Origin of the sequence: Roseospira marina, from assembly GCF_014197855.1 — a bacterium.
Classification (GTDB): Bacteria; Pseudomonadota; Alphaproteobacteria; order Rhodospirillales; family Rhodospirillaceae; genus Rhodospira; species Rhodospira marina.
In genome coordinates, this window is sequence record NZ_JACIGJ010000004.1 from 324,028 (window position 1) to 341,235 (window position 17,208).

Annotated in this window: 16 protein-coding genes; 7 read left to right on the forward strand and 9 right to left on the reverse strand. The window is 67.8% G+C overall.

What is annotated here, in order from left to right; translation table 11 throughout:
- The first annotated feature begins 7 nt into the window (after nucleotides 1-7).
- Nucleotides 8-1,330 (forward strand): TRAP transporter large permease, encoded by a 1,323-nt coding sequence (locus GGD82_RS07795; protein ID WP_150062204.1) that lies wholly within the window; start codon nucleotides 8-10, stop codon nucleotides 1,328-1,330.
- 36 nt (nucleotides 1,331-1,366) lie between these two features.
- Nucleotides 1,367-2,260: an alpha/beta fold hydrolase gene (locus tag GGD82_RS07800; RefSeq protein ID WP_150062242.1), complete on the forward strand. Its 894-nt coding sequence runs from the start codon at nucleotides 1,367-1,369 to the stop codon at nucleotides 2,258-2,260.
- Between the two features lie 40 nt (nucleotides 2,261-2,300).
- On the opposite strand, the gene wrbA is transcribed toward GGD82_RS07800, so the two are convergent.
- The 4 genes from wrbA to GGD82_RS20805 all read right to left on the reverse strand — a co-directional run bounded on the left by wrbA (nucleotide 2,301) and on the right by GGD82_RS20805 (nucleotide 4,205).
- Entirely contained in the window at nucleotides 2,301-2,906 is a 606-nt protein-coding gene (gene wrbA, locus GGD82_RS07805; RefSeq protein ID WP_150062205.1) for an NAD(P)H:quinone oxidoreductase, read from the reverse strand.
- Nucleotides 2,907-3,009: 103 nt separating this feature from the next.
- The gene (locus tag GGD82_RS07810; protein ID WP_150062206.1) at nucleotides 3,010-3,255 is read right to left on the reverse strand and encodes a helix-turn-helix domain-containing protein; all 246 of its coding nucleotides are present in this window, start codon (nucleotides 3,253-3,255) and stop codon (nucleotides 3,010-3,012) included.
- 78 nt (nucleotides 3,256-3,333) lie between these two features.
- Nucleotides 3,334-3,861 carry a DUF2975 domain-containing protein gene (locus GGD82_RS07815; RefSeq protein WP_150062207.1) on the reverse strand — a complete coding sequence of 176 codons (528 nt, stop codon included), beginning with the start codon at nucleotides 3,859-3,861 and terminating at the stop codon, nucleotides 3,334-3,336.
- A 104-nt stretch (nucleotides 3,862-3,965) separates the two neighbouring features.
- Nucleotides 3,966-4,205 (reverse strand): hypothetical protein, encoded by a 240-nt coding sequence (locus GGD82_RS20805; RefSeq protein WP_221240734.1) that lies wholly within the window; start codon nucleotides 4,203-4,205, stop codon nucleotides 3,966-3,968.
- Between GGD82_RS20805 and GGD82_RS07820 the strand changes: the two genes are divergently transcribed.
- Complete coding sequence (locus GGD82_RS07820; RefSeq protein WP_246163844.1) at nucleotides 4,204-4,623, forward strand: isochorismatase family protein; 420 nt, start codon at nucleotides 4,204-4,206, stop codon at nucleotides 4,621-4,623. The two genes, GGD82_RS20805 and GGD82_RS07820, sit on opposite strands and share 2 nt — an antisense overlap.
- Nucleotides 4,624-4,647: 24 nt before the next feature.
- Here GGD82_RS07820 and metH read toward each other — a convergent pair whose 3' ends face one another.
- From metH to GGD82_RS07840, 4 genes are all read right to left on the reverse strand, one after another.
- Nucleotides 4,648-8,175, reverse strand: a complete 3,528-nt coding sequence (gene metH / locus GGD82_RS07825) for a methionine synthase (RefSeq protein ID WP_150062209.1) — start codon at nucleotides 8,173-8,175, stop codon at nucleotides 4,648-4,650.
- A gap of 143 nt (nucleotides 8,176-8,318) precedes the next feature.
- Complete coding sequence (gene metF, locus GGD82_RS07830; RefSeq protein ID WP_425468506.1) at nucleotides 8,319-9,215, reverse strand: methylenetetrahydrofolate reductase; 897 nt, start codon at nucleotides 9,213-9,215, stop codon at nucleotides 8,319-8,321.
- A 44-nt stretch (nucleotides 9,216-9,259) separates the two neighbouring features.
- Nucleotides 9,260-10,264: an ArsR/SmtB family transcription factor gene (locus GGD82_RS07835; RefSeq protein WP_246163838.1), complete on the reverse strand. Its 1,005-nt coding sequence runs from the start codon at nucleotides 10,262-10,264 to the stop codon at nucleotides 9,260-9,262.
- A gap of 195 nt (nucleotides 10,265-10,459) precedes the next feature.
- Nucleotides 10,460-10,999 (reverse strand): peroxiredoxin, encoded by a 540-nt coding sequence (locus GGD82_RS07840; RefSeq protein WP_150062211.1) that lies wholly within the window; start codon nucleotides 10,997-10,999, stop codon nucleotides 10,460-10,462.
- Nucleotides 11,000-11,174: 175 nt separating this feature from the next.
- On the opposite strand from GGD82_RS07840, the gene GGD82_RS07845 reads away from it, so the two are divergent.
- Nucleotides 11,175-11,606 (forward strand): nucleoside deaminase, encoded by a 432-nt coding sequence (locus GGD82_RS07845; RefSeq protein WP_150062212.1) that lies wholly within the window; start codon nucleotides 11,175-11,177, stop codon nucleotides 11,604-11,606.
- A gap of 28 nt (nucleotides 11,607-11,634) precedes the next feature.
- Here GGD82_RS07845 and GGD82_RS07850 read toward each other — a convergent pair whose 3' ends face one another.
- The gene (locus tag GGD82_RS07850; RefSeq protein ID WP_170284263.1) at nucleotides 11,635-12,153 is read right to left on the reverse strand and encodes a DUF2141 domain-containing protein; all 519 of its coding nucleotides are present in this window, start codon (nucleotides 12,151-12,153) and stop codon (nucleotides 11,635-11,637) included.
- 204 nt (nucleotides 12,154-12,357) lie between these two features.
- Here GGD82_RS07850 and dprA point away from each other — a divergent pair, with 204 nt between their 5' ends.
- The 3 genes from dprA (at nucleotide 12,358) to GGD82_RS07865 (ending at nucleotide 17,201) form a co-directional block, all read left to right on the forward strand.
- Nucleotides 12,358-13,512, forward strand: coding sequence for a DNA-processing protein DprA (gene dprA / locus GGD82_RS07855; protein WP_150062214.1), 1,155 nt, complete (start codon nucleotides 12,358-12,360; stop codon nucleotides 13,510-13,512).
- 62 nt (nucleotides 13,513-13,574) lie between these two features.
- On the forward strand, nucleotides 13,575-16,409 hold the full coding sequence (gene topA / locus GGD82_RS07860; RefSeq protein WP_150062215.1) for a type I DNA topoisomerase: 2,835 nt from the start codon (nucleotides 13,575-13,577) through the stop codon (nucleotides 16,407-16,409).
- A 171-nt stretch (nucleotides 16,410-16,580) separates the two neighbouring features.
- Nucleotides 16,581-17,201, forward strand: a complete 621-nt coding sequence (locus GGD82_RS07865) for a LysE family translocator (protein ID WP_150062216.1) — start codon at nucleotides 16,581-16,583, stop codon at nucleotides 17,199-17,201.
- The last annotated feature ends 7 nt before the right edge of the window (nucleotides 17,202-17,208 follow it).

Below are 17,208 nucleotides of genomic sequence, written 5' to 3' on the forward strand. Positions count from 1 at the left end.
ACGGTCCATGGATCCGATTCTGATTGGCGCCCTGATCGGCGCGACCACCGTTGTTGTCCTGGCGCTCGGGGTGCCGGTCGCGTTCGGGCTGGGCATCGTCGCGATCGCCTATCTGGTCTGGTTCGACGGCTGGTTCAGCCTGTCGGTGATCGCCGAGACGTTCTACGCCGGCATCGGCGACTTCACGCTGGTCTCCATCCCGATGTTCATCCTGATGGGGGCGGCGGTGGCCAGTTCCCCCGCCGGCAAGGACCTGTACGAGGCCCTGGATCGCTGGCTGTACCGGGTGCCCGGCGGGCTCATCATCTCCAACCTGGGGGCCTGCGGGATCTTCGCGGCGCTGTCGGGCTCGTCGCCCGCGACCTGCGCGGCCATCGGCAAGATGGGCATTCCGGAGATGCGCCAGCGGGGCTATCCGGCCAGTCTCGCCACCGGCTCCATCGCGGCCGGGGGGACGCTGGGGATCCTGATCCCGCCGTCCGTGACCATGATCGTCTACGGCATCGCCACGGAAACCTCGATCGGGCGCCTGTTCTTCGCCGGGCTTGTGCCCGGGGCGCTGCTGGTGACGCTGTTCATGGCGTGGTCCCTGTTCGATGCGTGGCGCAAGGGGTACGCGCTGACGGGCCTGTCGGCGGGCGGGTTCACCCTGTGGCAGAAGGTATCGATCCTGCCCAAGGTGCTGCCATTCCTGCTCATCATCGTCGGGGTCCTGTACGTGCTCTATGGCGGGGTCGCGACGCCGTCGGAGGCGGCCGGTGTCGGCGCGCTGTTCTGCCTCGTGCTGGTGGTGCTGATCTACCGAATGTGGAGCGTCCGCCGGCTGTGGACCGTGCTGTCCGACGCCACGCGGGAAAGTGTCATGATCCTGATGATCATCGCCGCGTCGGAGCTGTTCAGCTATGCGCTCTCCAGCCTGTTCGTGACCCAGTCGATCGCCCATGCCATCGCCGACATGGAGGTGAACCGCTGGGTTCTGATGGCCATGATCAACCTGTTCCTGCTGGTGGCCGGCTTCTTCCTGCCGCCGGTGGCGGTGATCCTGATGACGGCGCCGATCCTGCTGCCGATCATTGTGGGCGCCGGGTTCGATCCGTACTGGTTTGCGGTTGTCCTGACGATCAATATGGAGATCGGCTTGATTACGCCGCCGGTCGGGTTGAACCTGTATGTGATCAACGGCATCACCCCGGACGTCCGGCTGCCGACCATCCTGTGGGGTGCGTTTCCCTATGTGGTCTGTATGGCCCTGGCGATCGTGATCCTGTGTGTGTTTCCGGGGTTGGCCACATGGCTGCCGGACCTGCTGATGGGGCCGGCGATCGGGTGACCGTGCCGCGCGCCAAAGCAGAGGAGACTTCCCGTGATGGACACCAAAGAGAGCGAGGCCGCGTCGCGCCATGTTCTGTGCGCCCGGCAGGAGGGGCTGAAGCGCATGGCCTATCGGCGTTGGGGGGTACGGCCGAAGACGCCGGACCCGGCCCTGCCGGCCGTGATCTGTGTGCACGGCCTGACGCGCAACAGCCACGACTTCGACGGCCTGGGAGCAACGCTGTTGGATGCGGGCGGTCGCACCGTGATGGCCTGCGATGTGCTCGGCCGCGGCAACAGCGACTGGCTGGCCGACTCGTCGGGCTATCAGGTGTCACACTACGTGGGCGACATGTCGGCGCTGATCGCGCGCGCGGGGACGGATGAGGTGGACTGGGTCGGCACGTCCATGGGCGGGTTGATCGCCCTGCTGCTCGCCGCCAGCCCGCTGTCGCCGATCCGCCGCCTCGTGCTGAACGATGTCGGGCCGTTCGTGCCCAAGGCGGCGCTGGAGCGGATCACCGCCTACACCACGGCGCCGGCCCCGACCTTCGCCAACCTCGACGAGGCGGAGGCACACTATCGTGAGGTCCACGCCGATTTCGGCCCGATGACCGACGCGGACTGGGCCGCGTTCACGCGGTTTTCGACCGTGCCGCTGGAAGACGGATCCGGCCGCTGGCGCCGCCATCAGGATCCAGCCATCGGTGACCCCATGAAGGGTGTCGAGGCCACGGACCTGGATCTGTGGGTGTTGTGGGACCTGATCCGCTGTCCGGTTTTGGTGCTGCGCGGGGCCCGGTCGGATCTGCTGCTGCCCGACACGGTCGAGGAGATGAAAACTCGAGGCCCCGGCTGCACGGTCTATGAGGTGCCCGACGCCGGCCATGCCCCCATGTTCACCACGCCCGAGATCAACCACATGGTGGCAGATTTCCTGGCAGGTTAGGCGGGGCAGTTTAGGCGGGGCGGGGTAGGGGGCGGCCGGATCAGCCCTTCAGCTTCTGGGCGATGCCGGTCAGGTGCTTGGCCTGGAAGCGCATCAGGCTCAGTTCCTTCTCGGTGGGCTGGCGGCTGCCGTCGCTGCCGGCCAGGGTGCTTGCGCCATAGGCGCTGCCGCCCCGCACCTCGCTGAGGTCGGTGAGCTCCGGGGCCGAATAGGGCAGGCCGACGAAGACCATGCCGTGATGCACCAGGGTCGGGATGATCGACAGAATGGTGGTCTCGTTGCCGGATCCGGTGCCGGTGGAGGTGAACACGCCGGCCGGCTTGCCGATCAGCTTGCCCTCGGCCCACAGCTTGCCGGTCTGGTCGAAGAAGTTGCGCATCTGGCCGGTCATGTTGCCGAACCGCGTCGGCGTGCCGAACAGGAAGCCGTCGTAGTCGGCCAGTTCGCCCGGATCGGCCACCGGCGCCGACTGGTCCGTCTTGCCGCCGAACGATGCCAGGACATCGTCGGGGATATGCTCCGGCACCCGCTTCAGCACGGCCTCGGCGCCGTCCACCGAATTGATGGCCTCGGTCGCCGTGCGGGCCAGGGTCTCGATGTGCCCGAACATGGAATAATACAGGACCAGGATTTTCACGTCGCTCATGGGAGTCTCCAGCCGGAGGGATGCGAAACGGGCCGCCGCGTCGCGACGACGCCGGCGACCCCTGCTGTCCCCCGATATAGGTCTCGTACCGCCCGGGGCAATCTCAGGGGCGTTGACCACGGGCCTCCGTCGGTGCGGGCTCGTCGTCCGGCTGACAGACGAGGATGTCGCCCGGTTGGCACTCCAAGGTGGCGCAGATGGCTTCCAGCGTTGAAAAGCGCACCCCTTTGACCTTGCCGGATTTGAGCAGGGACAGGTTCTGCTCGGTGATGCCGACGGCCGCCGCCAAGTCGCGCGATTTCATCTTTCGGCGCGCAAGCATGATGTCCAGGGTCACGACAATGGCCACAATTCCGGGTCCTGTTTTTTGTGGGGGCGCGAACCCGCGCCGCGCCCCGAGGATGCTCCCCCAAGGCCGCCACCGGCCTCAAATGATGGTGGCCTGCTCTTCCCGGAGGAGGCGTCCTTCATCCATGACCCGGGCGATCACCAGGAAGACGCTGCCAAGGATTAGCGTGCTGACCTGACCATGGTCGACGGTAACTTCAAGGATTCGCTGTCCCACCGGTGCGGTCATCGTGAGGATCAGCACAAGGAGCGTCGTGAGAACGACGGACGTCAGCGCGTACGCGATGAGCCCGAGCCCGAACCGACGCAGGGCCAGCACGTTGTCCCGTTCGAAGATTCGGCCCTGGCCGTACAACCCGAACAAGCGCCACAGCGCCGACAGCATCCAGACTCCGACCAACCCGCCCGCCGTGGCGACGGCCCCTCCGACCCATTGCTGCCAGACGGCCAGGGTCGCCGGCATATGCTCGCTTAGGGTCGATGTCGTGCGCAGCCAGACCGGTTCGCTCCAGAGGAGGGCAGGCATGGCGATAAACGCCACGATGCCCAAGGCGACGACCAAGCGGAGGGCGTGGCTCAGGCGACGAATGTGATCCAGGTTGCGCATCGCGGCATCCTCTCAAGCGCGGGACGGCCGTCACAGTGTCACCGGTTTTGCTGTTTTACAATAAATTTTTGCCCCTTGGCGATATTGTTTGCACAAGGGTCCGTTCATCGGGGCCAGCCCCGGATGTGGAGGCCCGGCGTCAAGGGGCCGCGCTTCGGGTGGCGAAGCGCCGGCGGTACGCCCCGGGTGTCAGCCCCATCTGGCGTTTGAACACCCGCCGTGGCGGCCAGATGACCCAGGGTGATGACCTCGCCCGCGTGCGCCTGAATCCAGTGCTGCGCGCGCAGCACCGCCGCTAACGCCGCCTGCCTGCTGGCCGCGTGGCGCGACCGGGGGGCGCCCATCCTCCATGTTCGGCACGAGTTTCCCACGCCGGACGCGCCGTTCTTCGCCGCCAACTCCCCCGGTGCGGCGATCCACGACAGCGTCCGCCCGCAGGCCAACGAGCCCGTGGTGCTGAAGCGCAAGGCAAACTCTTTTCGGGACACCGATCTGAAGGACCGGCTCGACGCGCTCGGTGTGAACCGCGTCGTGATCTGCGGCGCCATGAGCCAGATGTGCATCGACGCAGCCGCCCGCGCGGCGGCCGATTTCGGCTACGCGGTGACCGTCGTCCACGACGCCTGCGCCGCCCGACCGCAGAGCTTCGAGGGCGTGGATGTTCCGGCGGACCATGTCCACGCCACGGTCATGGCCGCTCTCGGTGCGTTCTACGCCACGGTGCGCGCGACCGAGAACGTGTGGACCGAGAGCGGCCGGTGACGGGTTCGGTTGAGGGGGCGGTTCCTACACCCGGAAGTATTTCGCTTGCGGGTGCAGGATGACGATGGCCGAGGTGGACTGTTCGGGCACCAACTCATCCTCGTCGGTCAGCGACAGGCCGATCCGATCCGCGCCTAGCAGCTCCAGCAGCCGGTGCTGGTCGGCCAGATTGGGGCAGGCCGGATAGCCGAAGGAGTAGCGCGACCCCCGGTAGTCCTGCTTGAACAGGCCTTCGATCTCGCGGCTGTCCTCGCTGGCGTAGCCCAGCTCGCCCCGGATCCGCTTGTGGACGACCTCGGCCAGGGCCTCGGCCATCTCCACGCCGATGCCGTGCAGGTAGAGGTAGTCCTTGTAGCGGTCCTCGGCGAACCACTGGCGGGCCACCTCGGAGACCTGGGCGCCCATGGTCACGGCCTGGAGGCCGATCACGTCGCGCTGCGGGTCGTTGATGTCGCGGAAGAAGTCGGCGAGGCACAGCCCGCCCGGCCGGTCCTGGCGCGGGAACGCGAAGCGGGCGACCTCCGTCGTGCCATCCGGCTCGAACAGGACCACGGCATCCCCCTCGGAGGCGGCCTTCCAGTAGCCATACACCGCCTGCGGCTTGAGAATGCCCTCCTCGGTGCAGCGCCGCGCCATGTCGTGGAAGATGGGCCGCAGCTCCTGCACCGCCCAGGCCTTCCAGTCGGCCAGGGTGCGGCCGCTCTTCTTCATGCCCCACTGGAACTGGTACAGCGTGTTCTCGTTGACGTAGGGCACCAGCGTCTTGGGCGCGATCGAGGTTTCGAGCACGCGGGCGCCCCAGAACGGCGGCTCCGGCGGGGCGATGTCGGCGTGCAGCTCCTGGCGGCGCAGGCGGATTTCCTCCGCCTCGACGGGCCGGTTGGTGCGCGTGCGGGCCTCCTCCGGGATGTCGAGCGCCTCCGGCTCCGCCTTCTTCTTGCGGGACGGCCGGCTGGCGCGTTTCTCCTGCAGTTCGGCCAGATAGCCGTCGAAGTCGCCCTCCATCACCTTGCTCATCAGGGTCAGACCGTCGAAGGCATCGCGGGCATAGGCCACGCGGCCCCGGCCGCCCTCGTAGGCGGCCACGCAGTCCTGTTCGACGAAGGCACGGGTCAGCGCGGCCCCGCCCAGGATGACCGGCGTGTCCCAGCCCTCCCGCGTCATTTCGACGAGGTTGTCCTTCATGATGACCGTGGACTTCACCAGCAGGCCGGACATGCCGATGGCGTCGGCCTTGTGCTCCTCGGCCGCCTGAAGAATGGCCGCGATCGGCTGCTTGATGCCGATGTTGACGACCTTGTAGCCGTTGTTGGTGAGGATGATGTCCACGAGGTTCTTGCCGATGTCGTGCACGTCGCCCTTCACCGTGGCCAGCACGAGCGTGCCTTTCTCCTGGCCCTTGATCTTCTCCATGTGCGGCTCAAGATGGGCGACGGCGGCCTTCATGGTTTCCGCCGATTGCAGCACGAACGGAAGCTGCATCTTGCCGGCGCCGAACAGCTCGCCGACGACTTTCATGCCGCCCAGCAGGAACTCGTTGATGATCTTCAGGGGTGCATGGCTCTGCATGGCCTCGTCGAGATCGGCGTCCAGGCCCTGACGGTCGCCATCGACGATGCGCTGTTGCAGGCGCTCCTCGACCGCGGCCGGGCGCTCCTTCTTCTTCTCCGTCTCGGCGCTGCGATCCTGGTACAGGCGGATGAACTCCTGCAGCGGATCCGGGCCGCCCTCTTCGCGCTTGTCGTAGATCAGGGCCTCGGCGGCCTTGACCTCGGCCTCCGGGATGGCGTGCAGCGGCTTGATCTTGGCGACGTGGATGATGGCCCCGGTCATGCCGTGGCGCACCGCGTGGTCCAGGAACACCGAGTTCAGAACGTGCCGGGCCACCGCCTTCAGGCCGAAGGAGATGTTCGACAAGCCGAGCGCGATCTGGCACTCGGGCAGGGCCTCGTGGATCAGGCGGATGCCCTCCAGCGTCTCCATGCCAAGTTTGCGGTCGTCCTCGTTGCCGGTGCAGATGGTGAAGGTCAGCGGGTCGAACATCAGGTCCGCCGGCGGCAGGCCATGCTGGTTGACCGCGAAGTCATAGAGCCGCTTGGCGATCTCCAGCTTCTTGTCCGCCGTCTTGGCCATGCCGTCTTCATCGATGGTCAGGGCGATGACGGTCGCACCGTGCTTGCGGGCCAGCTTCAGGCGCTCGGCGGCAATCTCCTCACCATCCTCGAAGTTGATCGAATTGATGATGGGCTTGCCGCCATACAGCTTCATGGCCGCTTCCAGCACCGGCGTTTCCGTGCTGTCGAACACCAAGGGTGCGTTGACCGAGCCGCGCAGGCGCGTGACCACCTCGGTCATGTCCGAAATCTCGTTGCGGCCGACGAAGGCGGTGCAGACGTCCAGGGTGTGGCTGCCGTCCTTCACCTGATCGCGCGCGATGCCGACGATGGCGTCCCAGTCCTCGGCGTCCTGCAGGTCGCGGAACTTCTTGGAGCCGTTGGCGTTGCAGCGCTCGCCGATGGACAGGATGGCGTTTTCTTGGCGCAGCTCGACACGGGAGTACAGCGAGGCGACCGAGGGCACCCAGACCGTGGTGCGCGTTTGCGCCGCCGGGCGGTGCGAGCCCGCGCGCGCCGTGTCGCGCAGCATGGCGTCGATGGCCGCGATATGCTCCGGCGTGGTGCCGCAGCAGCCGCCGACCAGATTGACCTTGTCCTCGGCGATGAAGCGGCGGTGCCAGTCGGCCAGCTCACGCGGGGTCAGCGGATAGAACGTGGCGCCGTCGCGCAGTTCCGGCAAGCCCGCGTTGGGCTGCAGGCTGATGTATCCGCCCCAGTTTTCCGAGACCCAGCGCACATGCTCGGCCATTTCCGCTGGACCGGTGGCGCAGTTCATGCCGAACGAGTCCACGCCCAGCGCCTGCGCCACCGTGGCGGCGGCGGCGATGTCGGCGCCCACCAGCAGGGTGCCGGTGGTCTCCACCGTGACCTGAAGGAAGATCGGCACGCCGGCCTGATTCTGTGTGATCCGTGCGGCCTTGATGCCGTTGATGGCGGCCTTGAACTGCAACGGGTCCTGGCAGGTCTCGACCAACACGCCGTCGCAGCCGCCGGCGATCAGGCCCTCGGCCTGGGTCGTGAAGGCGGCCTCCAGACTGTCGTAGTCGATGTGGCCGAGGCTGGGCAGCTTGGTGCCCGGCCCGATGGATCCCAGCACATAGCGGCGGCGGCCATCGGTGAACGTTTCGGCGGCCTCACGGGCCAGCTCCACGCCGCGCTTGTTGATCTCGAACGCCTGATCCTGGAGATCAAATTCCGCGAGAGTGATGGGCGAGCCACCGAATGTGTTGGTCTGCACCACGTCGGAGCCGGCGCCGTAGTATTTCTGGTGCACCTCCCGGACCACGTCCGGCCGCGACAGGCTGAGAACCTCCGTGCAGTTCTCCTTGCCCCAGAAATCCCCCTCGACGGACAGGTCCATGGCCTGCACGAGGGAGCCCATGCCGCCATCGCACAACAGAACGTCGCGGGACAGGTGGTCGAGAAAGTCGCTCATGGATGCTGCCTGCTTGTCTGAAAGGGCTTCATCCCGAGGGCGCAGCACGCCCGACGGCGCCCGGGCGGCGAACCGCCACCACGCGGGAACGGTCGGTCCGTGCGGGCGCTCGGGATGGGAATGTCGGTTGCGCCTCGGCCCCGTCAGGCCTCGGCCATCGCGGGGGAGGGCACGGGCATCGGCGGCCGTACCCCCAGCACATGACAGATGGCATAGGTCAGGTCCGCGCGGTTCAGGGTGTAGAAATGGAACTGGTCGGCGCCCGCCGCCGCCAGGCCTCGGCACTGCTGGGCGGCCACCATGGCCGCGACCATTTTGCGCGTTTCCGCGTCGTCGTCGAGACCGTCGAAGGTTTCGGCCATCCACTGCGGGATGCTGGCGCCGCACATGCCGGCGAACTTCGTCACGGTGGTGAAGTTGCTTACCGGCAGGATGCCCGGCACGATCGGCACCGTGATGCCGGCGGCGGCGGCGCGGTCGCGGAAGCGGTTGAACACGTCGACATCGAAGAAGAACTGGGTGATGGCGCGGGTGGCGCCCGCGTCGACCTTGCGCTTCAGGTTGTCGAGGTCCGCCTCGGCGCTGGACGCCTCCGGATGCGGCTCCGGATAGGCGGCGACGCTGACTTCGAAGTCCGCGACTTTCTTCAGGCCCGCCACCAGATCGGCGGCGAAGGCGTAGCCGCCCGGGGTCGGCCGATAGACGCCGTCGCTGTCCGGGGCGTCCCCGCGCAGGGCGACGATGTGGCGGATTCCGGCGTCCCAGTACTGCCGGGCCACCGTATCCACCTCCTCGCGGGTAGCGTCGACGCAGGTCAGATGCGCGGCCGGCTTCAGGGCCGTTTCACGGGCAATGCGGGTTACGGTCTCGTGCGTCCGCTCCCGCGTCGAGCCGCCGGCGCCATAGGTCACCGACACGAACGCCGGGTCCAGCGGCTCCAGCCGTTTGACGGCGGCCCACAGGCTTTCGGCCATCTTATCCGTTTTGGGCGGAAAGAACTCGAACGAGACCTTCACGTCGTCGGGCAGGTGGTTGCACAGCGGTAAGGTCAGGGCCGGTCGGGCGGCGGTGGTGGGGTCGAGGGTCACGCGGCGTGCTCCTTCTCGCGGGAGTCGTCACTGGGATCGGTGCGGGGCTCGGCGGCGGCCTCCAGAGGACGGCGGGCCAGCCACAGAGTCACGGTGAGCGCGCCGCCCGGCAGGTCGACGATATCGACCACGTCCAGGTCGGCGGCGGAGCACCAGGCGGAGACCTCCTCATGGGCGAACCCGAGGCGGCGGTGTTGATGGCGTTCGCGCAGGTCTTCCAGGTCGTGGGGCGCGAAATCCACGATGACGAGACGCCCACCCGGGCGCAGGACGCGGGCGCATTCCCGCACGGCGTCCGACGGGCGCTCCACATAGTGCAGAACCTGATGGACGGTCACGGCGTCGCGGCTGGCGTCCTCGCAGGGCAGGTGGTACAGGTCGCCGAGGCGCGCCTGACAATGGGTGGCGCCCACCTCATCCAGGTTAGCCCGGGCCACCGCCAGCATCTCGCGGGACAGGTCCAGGCCCAGGCCTTCGCGGATGTGGGGCGCGTACAGCGCCAGCATCCGGCCGGTGCCGGTGCCCACGTCCAGCAGATCCCGCACGGTTTCCGGCGGCAGAAGGTGCAGCAGGGATTCTTCCACCCGGCGTTCGTCCGCGTGCAGGCGGCGCAGGTCGTCCCACTGGTCGGCGTTGGCTCGGAAGTAGGCCTGGGCGGCCTCCGCCCGGACCCGCAGAATCTCGTTGTGGCGTTCACGGTCCCGCGCGGCCACGGGGTCGCCCTCCGGCAGAAGGTCCACGATGGCCCGCGCCACGGTGCGGCCGGGGCCGTGCGCGGCGAGGCGGTAGAACACCCAGGTGCCTTCGCGTACCCGCTCCAGCAGGCCGGAGTCGCACATCACCTTCAGGTGACGCGAGACGCGCGGCTGGCTGAGGCCCAGGATCGAGACCATGTCGGTTACGGTCAGTTCCCCCCGCGCGCACAGGGCCAGAAGCCGCAGCCGCGTTTCCTCCCCGGCGGCGCGCAGCCCGGCCAGAACCTGATCCATGGTCGCGATCATACACGGAGCCTTCGCGGTTCGTTGCGAGGCGGCCATGTTGGTCGCCTCTCTGCATCTACATATAAAGATATCTTTATATCATGACAAGCCGCGTCTCCCCGTGCTTCAAAAAAAGGGACGCGCGGAAAAAAAAAGGGCGCCCGCCGCGCGGACGCCCCCCGAATGCGCTGCCCGCCCGCATGGGCGGGGCCGCGACTACGCGGCGGCCTTGTCGGCTGCGCGGCCCTTCAGCCAAGTCAGCATGGTGTCGGCGTCGGACACCTCGAACGGGTCGACCGGACAGTTGTCGTCGTGGCCGGGCTCGACGAACATCTTCTGGATCTCGCCGTCCTCGACGTACATGGAATAGCGCCAGGAGCGCATGCCGAAGCCCAGATTGGACTTGTCCACCAGCATGCCCATCTTGCGTGTGAATTCGCCGTTGCCGTCCGGCAGCAGGAAGACATTCTGCGCGCCCTGGCTTTTGCCCCACTGGAACATCACGAAGGCATCGTTGACCGACAGGCAGACCACGGCGTCCACGCCCAGGGCGCGGAACTCGTCGTACAGTTCCTCATAGCGGGGCAGGTGGCTGGTGGAGCAGGTCGGGGTGAACGCGCCCGGCAGGGCAAACACGACCACCTTCCGTCCGCCGAACAGCTCGGCCGAGGGCAGGTCCTTCCACTCGAACGGGTTCGGGCCACCCAGGGCCTCGTTGCGGACGCGGGTCTTGAAGGTGGTGTTGGGAACACGCATGGAAAAGTCTCCTCTGTGCGGCGGTTGCGATGCGATGCAGCATGGCGCCGTGCGATCGCGTGATAAAGCGGAATATTTCGACCACTTTGATCGATGGAATCAATCAATGACCGGGCCGGGTGATGGGCGGGGTGGGGCATCCGGTAATGCCGTGGCCTCGACAATAGGGGCGGCCATGGAAGCGGCTCTGGCGGCGGCCGACGCGGCCGGGCAGGCGGGCGAGGTGCCGGTGGGGGCGGTTCTGCTAGACGCCGACGGGCAGGTTCTGGCGCGGGCGGCCAATCGGGTCGAGACGGACTCCGATCCGACCGCACATGCGGAAATGCTCGTCCTGCGCGCGGCCGCCACGGCATTGCGCACGCCGCGGCTGGTTGGCTGCACCCTGGTCGTCACCCTGGAACCCTGCGCCATGTGCGCCCAGGCCATCGCGCTGGCGCGCGTGGACCGGCTGATCTTCGGCGCTTACGATCCGAAAGGCGGCGGAGTCGAGCACGGCGCCCGCGTGTTCGAGCGCACCACCTGCCACCACCGGCCGGAGGTGGTGGGCGGTGTGCGGGAGACCGCCGCCGCCGCCCTGCTGCGGTCGTTTTTCCGGGCGCGCCGGTAGGCGGGCGCCCAGAGTCTCCCGGGGCGGCTCAAAGCGAATACCGCATGCGCAGGGTTGCCAGCGTTTCCGGCGCGGTCACCGTGATCGCGGCGTCGTCGAAGCTGGGGCGCTCCGGAATCACGGACGGGTCGCGGGTGAAGCCGAACCCCTCCAGCGGGATGCCGAACAGCCCGGTGTCGAACGCGCCGTTGTCATCCTCGTCATGATACATGGCCACGGCATAGCGGCCGGGCGGCAGGTCCGGGATGGTGATCTCGACCGCCCCGGCCTGTGCGGGGGTCTTGGCGCCCACGCGTTTCTGCTCGGTATCCAGAAATGTGGCGGGATCGTCATAGACGGCGACGTAGATGGTGCCGTCCGCGTTGGCGACGTGGGTGATGGTCAGGGTCAGGGTGGCATCGGGAGGGGCGGCGGTGTCCGCCGGTTCGGCTCGGCCGGGCGAAGCACTCGTCATCAGCAGCCCGGTTGTCAGAACCACCAGCGGCACGAGGTGTGGTGTGTGAAGGGTGGTCCGGCGCCCCGCTCCGCGCTGGTCTTCCCGTCGCATGCTGTTCTCCGTCTCCAACAAAAGGGGCTCCAACATATGGGGGGGCGGCACCGCTCCAAACGGGGCGTGCCCGCGCCCGCTCCGGCATGAACACCATTACATAGGCCGTCGGATCGTGCTGCGCTTCCCCGTCCGGAGCGGAGGCGGTATGCCCGGTCCGAAAAACGCTTTGCTCTTTGCGTGTGTCGCCGTCATTATGCACGTATGATTCATGAAGCTGTGGTTTCGCGTGTGGATTTGGGCCCGGCGGAGCGCCTGGACTGGCTGCGTCTGATCCGTAGCGAGAACGTCGGGCCGATCACGTTTCACAGACTGCTGCGCCAATACGGAACAGCCGCCGCTGCCCTGGAGGCGTTGCCCGCGCTGGCGCGGCGCGGGGGGCGTGGCAAGCCCCTGCGGGTGTGTCCCCGGGGCGTCGCCGAGCGTGAGTTGGCGGCGCTCGACCGGGCCGGCGTGGCCGTGCTGGCACAGGGCGAGGCCCGCTATCCCGCCGCCCTGGCCGCCGTGGAGGACAGCCCGCCGCTGCTGTTCGCCCGGGGGCATGCGGCGCTGCTCGACCTGCGCGGGGTCGCCATCGTCGGCGCCCGCAATGCCTCGCTGAACGGGCGCAAGCTGGCCCATCGCATGGCCCAGGATCTGGCACGGGCCGATCTGCTGGTGGTCTCCGGGATGGCGCGGGGCATCGACACGGCGGCCCATCAGGGGGCGCTGGCGGCGGCGGGGGCCGGTGGGACCGTGGCGGTGCTGGCGGGCGGTGTGGACGTGATCTATCCGCCGGAGAACGATAGCCTTTATGCGGCCCTGGAGGACCAAGGCGTCATCGTCTCGGAGATGCCGCTCGGTGAAGCGCCGCAGGCGCGACATTTTCCGCGCCGCAATCGAATCATTTCCGGGATATCGCTTGGCGTTGTGGTGGTGGAGGCCGCCGCGCGCTCGGGCTCGCTCATCACGGCGCGGCTGGCGGGAGAGCAGGGACGCGAGGTGTTCGCCGTTCCGGGCTCGCCGCTGGACGGCCGGGCCGCCGGACCGAACCGACTGTTGCGCGACGGTGCCACCCTGACAGAATCTGCAGATGACGTATTGCAGGGGCTCGCGGACCTTCTGAGGGCGCCACTGAGGGAGCCGGACCCGGCGGATTTCAGGCCGGCCGCTGCCCCCGTGCCCTCCGACCGCGAACTGGATAGGGCCCGCGCGGATGTGTTGGAAGCCCTGGGGCCGGCTCCGGTGACGGTTGACGAAATCATCCGCGGCTGCCAATTGTCCGTATCCGTCGTTGCGATCGTGCTGCTTGAGCTGGAACTGGCGGGCCGCCTAGAGCGGTTGCCGGGCGGCCGTGTCGCGCTCGTGACGGGGCCTTGACTGGACGGCGACCTGCCGGCCGGCGAGGCGCAACCGGATAGGACGAAAGGCTGTCGTCGCCCATGCGCGTTGTCGTTGTTGAATCCCCGGCCAAGGCTAAGACGATCAACAAGTACCTTGGAGACGACTTCACGGTGCTGGCGTCGTTTGGCCACGTGCGTGATCTTGTCGCCAAGGACGGGGCCGTTGATCCGGACCAGGACTTCTCCATGAAATGGGAGATCGGTCCGAAGTCCGAAAAGCACGTCCGCGAGATCACCGAGGCGGTGCGCAAGGCCGACGCCGTGTATCTCGCCACTGACCCCGACCGCGAGGGGGAGGCCATCTCGTGGCACGTCCGCGACGTGCTGGCCGGGCGCAAGGTGCTGGGCGACAAGCCCGTGCACCGCATCACGTTCAACGCCATCACCAAGGCGGCTGTCACGAACGCCATGGCGGCGCCGCGCGACCTGCATCAGGAGTTGGTCGAGGCTTATCTGGCGCGTCGTGCGCTGGACTATCTGGTGGGCTTTACGTTGTCGCCAGTGCTGTGGCGCAAGCTGCCGGGCAGCCGCTCGGCCGGGCGCGTGCAGTCGGTGGCCCTGCGCCTGATCTGCGAGCGCGAAGCGGAGATCGAGCGCTTCAAGGAGCGTGAATACTGGTCCGTCGAGGCGTTGATGGCCACCACGGCCGCCGCCGGCGGTCAGCCCTTCACCGCGCGCCTGACTCACCTGAACGGCGCCAAGCTGGACAAGTTCGACCTGCCGGACGCCGCCGCCGCCCAGACCGCCGTCGCGGCCATCGAGGGGACGACGTTCTCGGTCGGCAAAGTCGAGCGCAAGACGGCTCGCCGCAATCCGGCGCCGCCGTTCACGACCTCGACCTTGCAGCAGGAGGCGTCGCGCAAGCTCTATTTCTCCGCGTCGCGCACCATGAGCGTGGCGCAGCGTCTGTATGAGGGCATCGCCCTTGGTGGCGAGACCGTCGGCCTCATCACCTATATGCGGACGGATGGCGTCCAGATGGCGCCGGAGGCGATCCAGGGCGCCCGCGCCACCGTGGAACGGGAGTTCGGCGCCCGCTACGTGCCGGACAGCCCCCGCGTCTACAAGACCAAGGCGAAGAACGCCCAGGAAGCGCACGAGGCCATCCGCCCGACCGACCCGGGCCGGACGCCGGCCATGGTGGCGCCCTATGTCAGCAAGGAACAGCTCGCGCTCTATGAACTGGTCTGGAAGCGCACCATCGCGAGCCAGATGGCCAGCGCCGAACTGGATCAGGTGGCGGTTGATCTGACGGCGGCAAACGGCGCGGCGACGCTGCGCGCGACCGGGTCGGTCATCACCTTCGACGGTTTCCTGAAAGTCTATCACGAAGGCCGCGACGACATCGGGGACGCGGGCGGCGACAGCGACGACGAGTCCAACCGCATTCTGCCCCCGCTGACGGAGGGCGACGCGGTGGATCGCCGCGAGGTGCGATCAAACCAGCACTTCACCCAGCCGCCGCCGCGGTATTCCGAGGCCAGTCTGGTCAAAAAGATGGAAGAGCTGGGCATCGGCCGGCCGTCCACCTACGCCAGCGTTCTGTCCGTGCTTCAGGACCGCGACTATGTGCGGCTGGACAGCCGCCGGTTTGTGCCGGAGGACCGGGGCCGGATCGTGACGGCGTTCCTGGAGAACTTTTTCGCCCGCTACGTCGAGTACTCGTTCACGGCCGATCTGGAGAACAAGCTCGACGAGATTTCGGCGGGGTCGCTGAACTACCGGGCGGTGCTGCGCGAGTTCTGGAGCGAGTTCAAGAGCACGGTGGACGAGATCCAGGGGCTGCGCGTCTCGGAGGTTCTGGACGCCCTCGACGCCGAGTTGGGGCCGCACCTGTTCCCGCCGCCGGAGGACGAATCCGGTCCGGATCCGCGCGCCTGCCCGAGCTGCGGCGAGGGGCGTCTGGGGTTGCGTCTGGGTAAGTTCGGGGCCTTCGTCGGCTGTTCGAACTATCCGACGTGCCGCTTTACCCGCCAGCTTGTCGCGACGAACGAGGACGATGGCGGCGCGGACGATCTCGCGGCCGGGCCGCGCCTGCTGGGCACGGATCCCGAAACCGGCAAGGCCGTGACCCTGCGCAAGGGGCCCTACGGCCTCTATGTCCAGTTGGGTGAGCAGGAGCAGATCGGCGAGACCAAGGCCGGCAAGCCGAAGATGGGGCCGAAACCGCCTCGCGCCTCGTTGCCACGCGGCCTGGACGCGGACCGCGTGGACCTTCAGGTGGCACTGGGGCTGCTCGCGTTGCCGCGCGACGTGGATGTGCACCCGGACGATGGCACCATGATTCAGGCGGGCCTCGGTCGATTCGGGCCGTACCTGAAGCATGGCGACGTCTATAAGTCCCTGCCGAAGGACGACGATCCGCTTCTGGTGCTGACGATCGGTCTGAACCGTGCCGTGGATCTGCTGGCGCAGCAGAGCGGCGGGCGCACGCGGATGGCGGCGCGGTCGTTGGGCGACCATCCGTCGGATGGCAAGCCGGTGACGCTGAAGGACGGGCGGTTCGGTCCCTATGTCGAGCACGGCAAGGCGCGGGCCTCCCTGCTCAAGGCCGACCGGGAGAATATCGAGGGGCTCACGCTGGAGAGGGCCATCGAACTGATCCGCCTGAAGGCCGAGAAGGACGCGGCCAAGGCGCAGGGCACCGGGGCCGTCGAGGGGAGCTCCGGCGGTGCCGCCGCTAAGGGGAAGGCCACGGGCAAGGCGACGACCAAGGCCACGGGGAAGACGGCCAAGGCGGCCAGCTCCGGGAAGAGCGCGACCTCGAAGACCAAGGCCAAGGCCGCCAAGGCGTCCGAGGACGGGAGTGCGGACACCGACGGCACGACCGGGTCCGGTTCGCCGCGTGGTCGCAAGGCGGCGTCGGGGCGTTGATTCTGGCGGCGTTGATCTGGGGAGCGTTGATCTGAGCGGGGCGGGCGCCTGCGGTTCGGTCGCCTTTCAGAGGCGGTCGCCGGTGCCCAGTGGGCCGCCCCGCTTGCGTCGAGCGACCTCGGCCGCGATGATGGCGACCCCGCCCTCCCTATTCCCAGCCGCCGCAGGGTCATGGATTACCCGTTGCTTTTGAAGGGACTCGTGATCGGGTTCGCCATCGCCGCGCCTGTTGGTCCGGTGGGCGTGTTGTGCATCCGGCGTGCCCTGGCGGACGGTCGGGTGGCCGCCTTCGTCGCCGGGCTCGGTGCGGCGGTTGCGGACACGTTCTATGGCGCCGTGGCGGCGCTGGGGCTGACTCTGGTCACGGATTTTCTCACGGACCATCAGACCCCGCTCAGCCTGGTCGGCGGCCTGTTCCTGCTGTACCTGGGCTGGAACACGATCCGCGCCCCCTCCGACACGAATGTGGAGGCGGAGACGCACAACGGCCTCCTGCGCGACTTTCTGTCGACGTTCCTGATTACGCTGACCAACCCCGCCACCATTCTGGCCTTCATGGCCGTGTTCGCTTCGATTACGGCGGTGCAGATCAGCAATCCGATGTCGCTGGATGCCGGGCTGCTCATCGTCGGGGTGTTTGTCGGGTCGGCGGCGTGGTGGGGCCTGCTGTCGGCCGTCACAGGCTCGGTGCGGTCGCGGTTTTCGCCGCGCTGGCTTGTCTGGCTGAACAAGGGGTCCGGCGTGGTCCTGGTCCTGTTCGGCCTGGGTGTGCTGGTCAACGCGGCGCTCTGAACAGGGG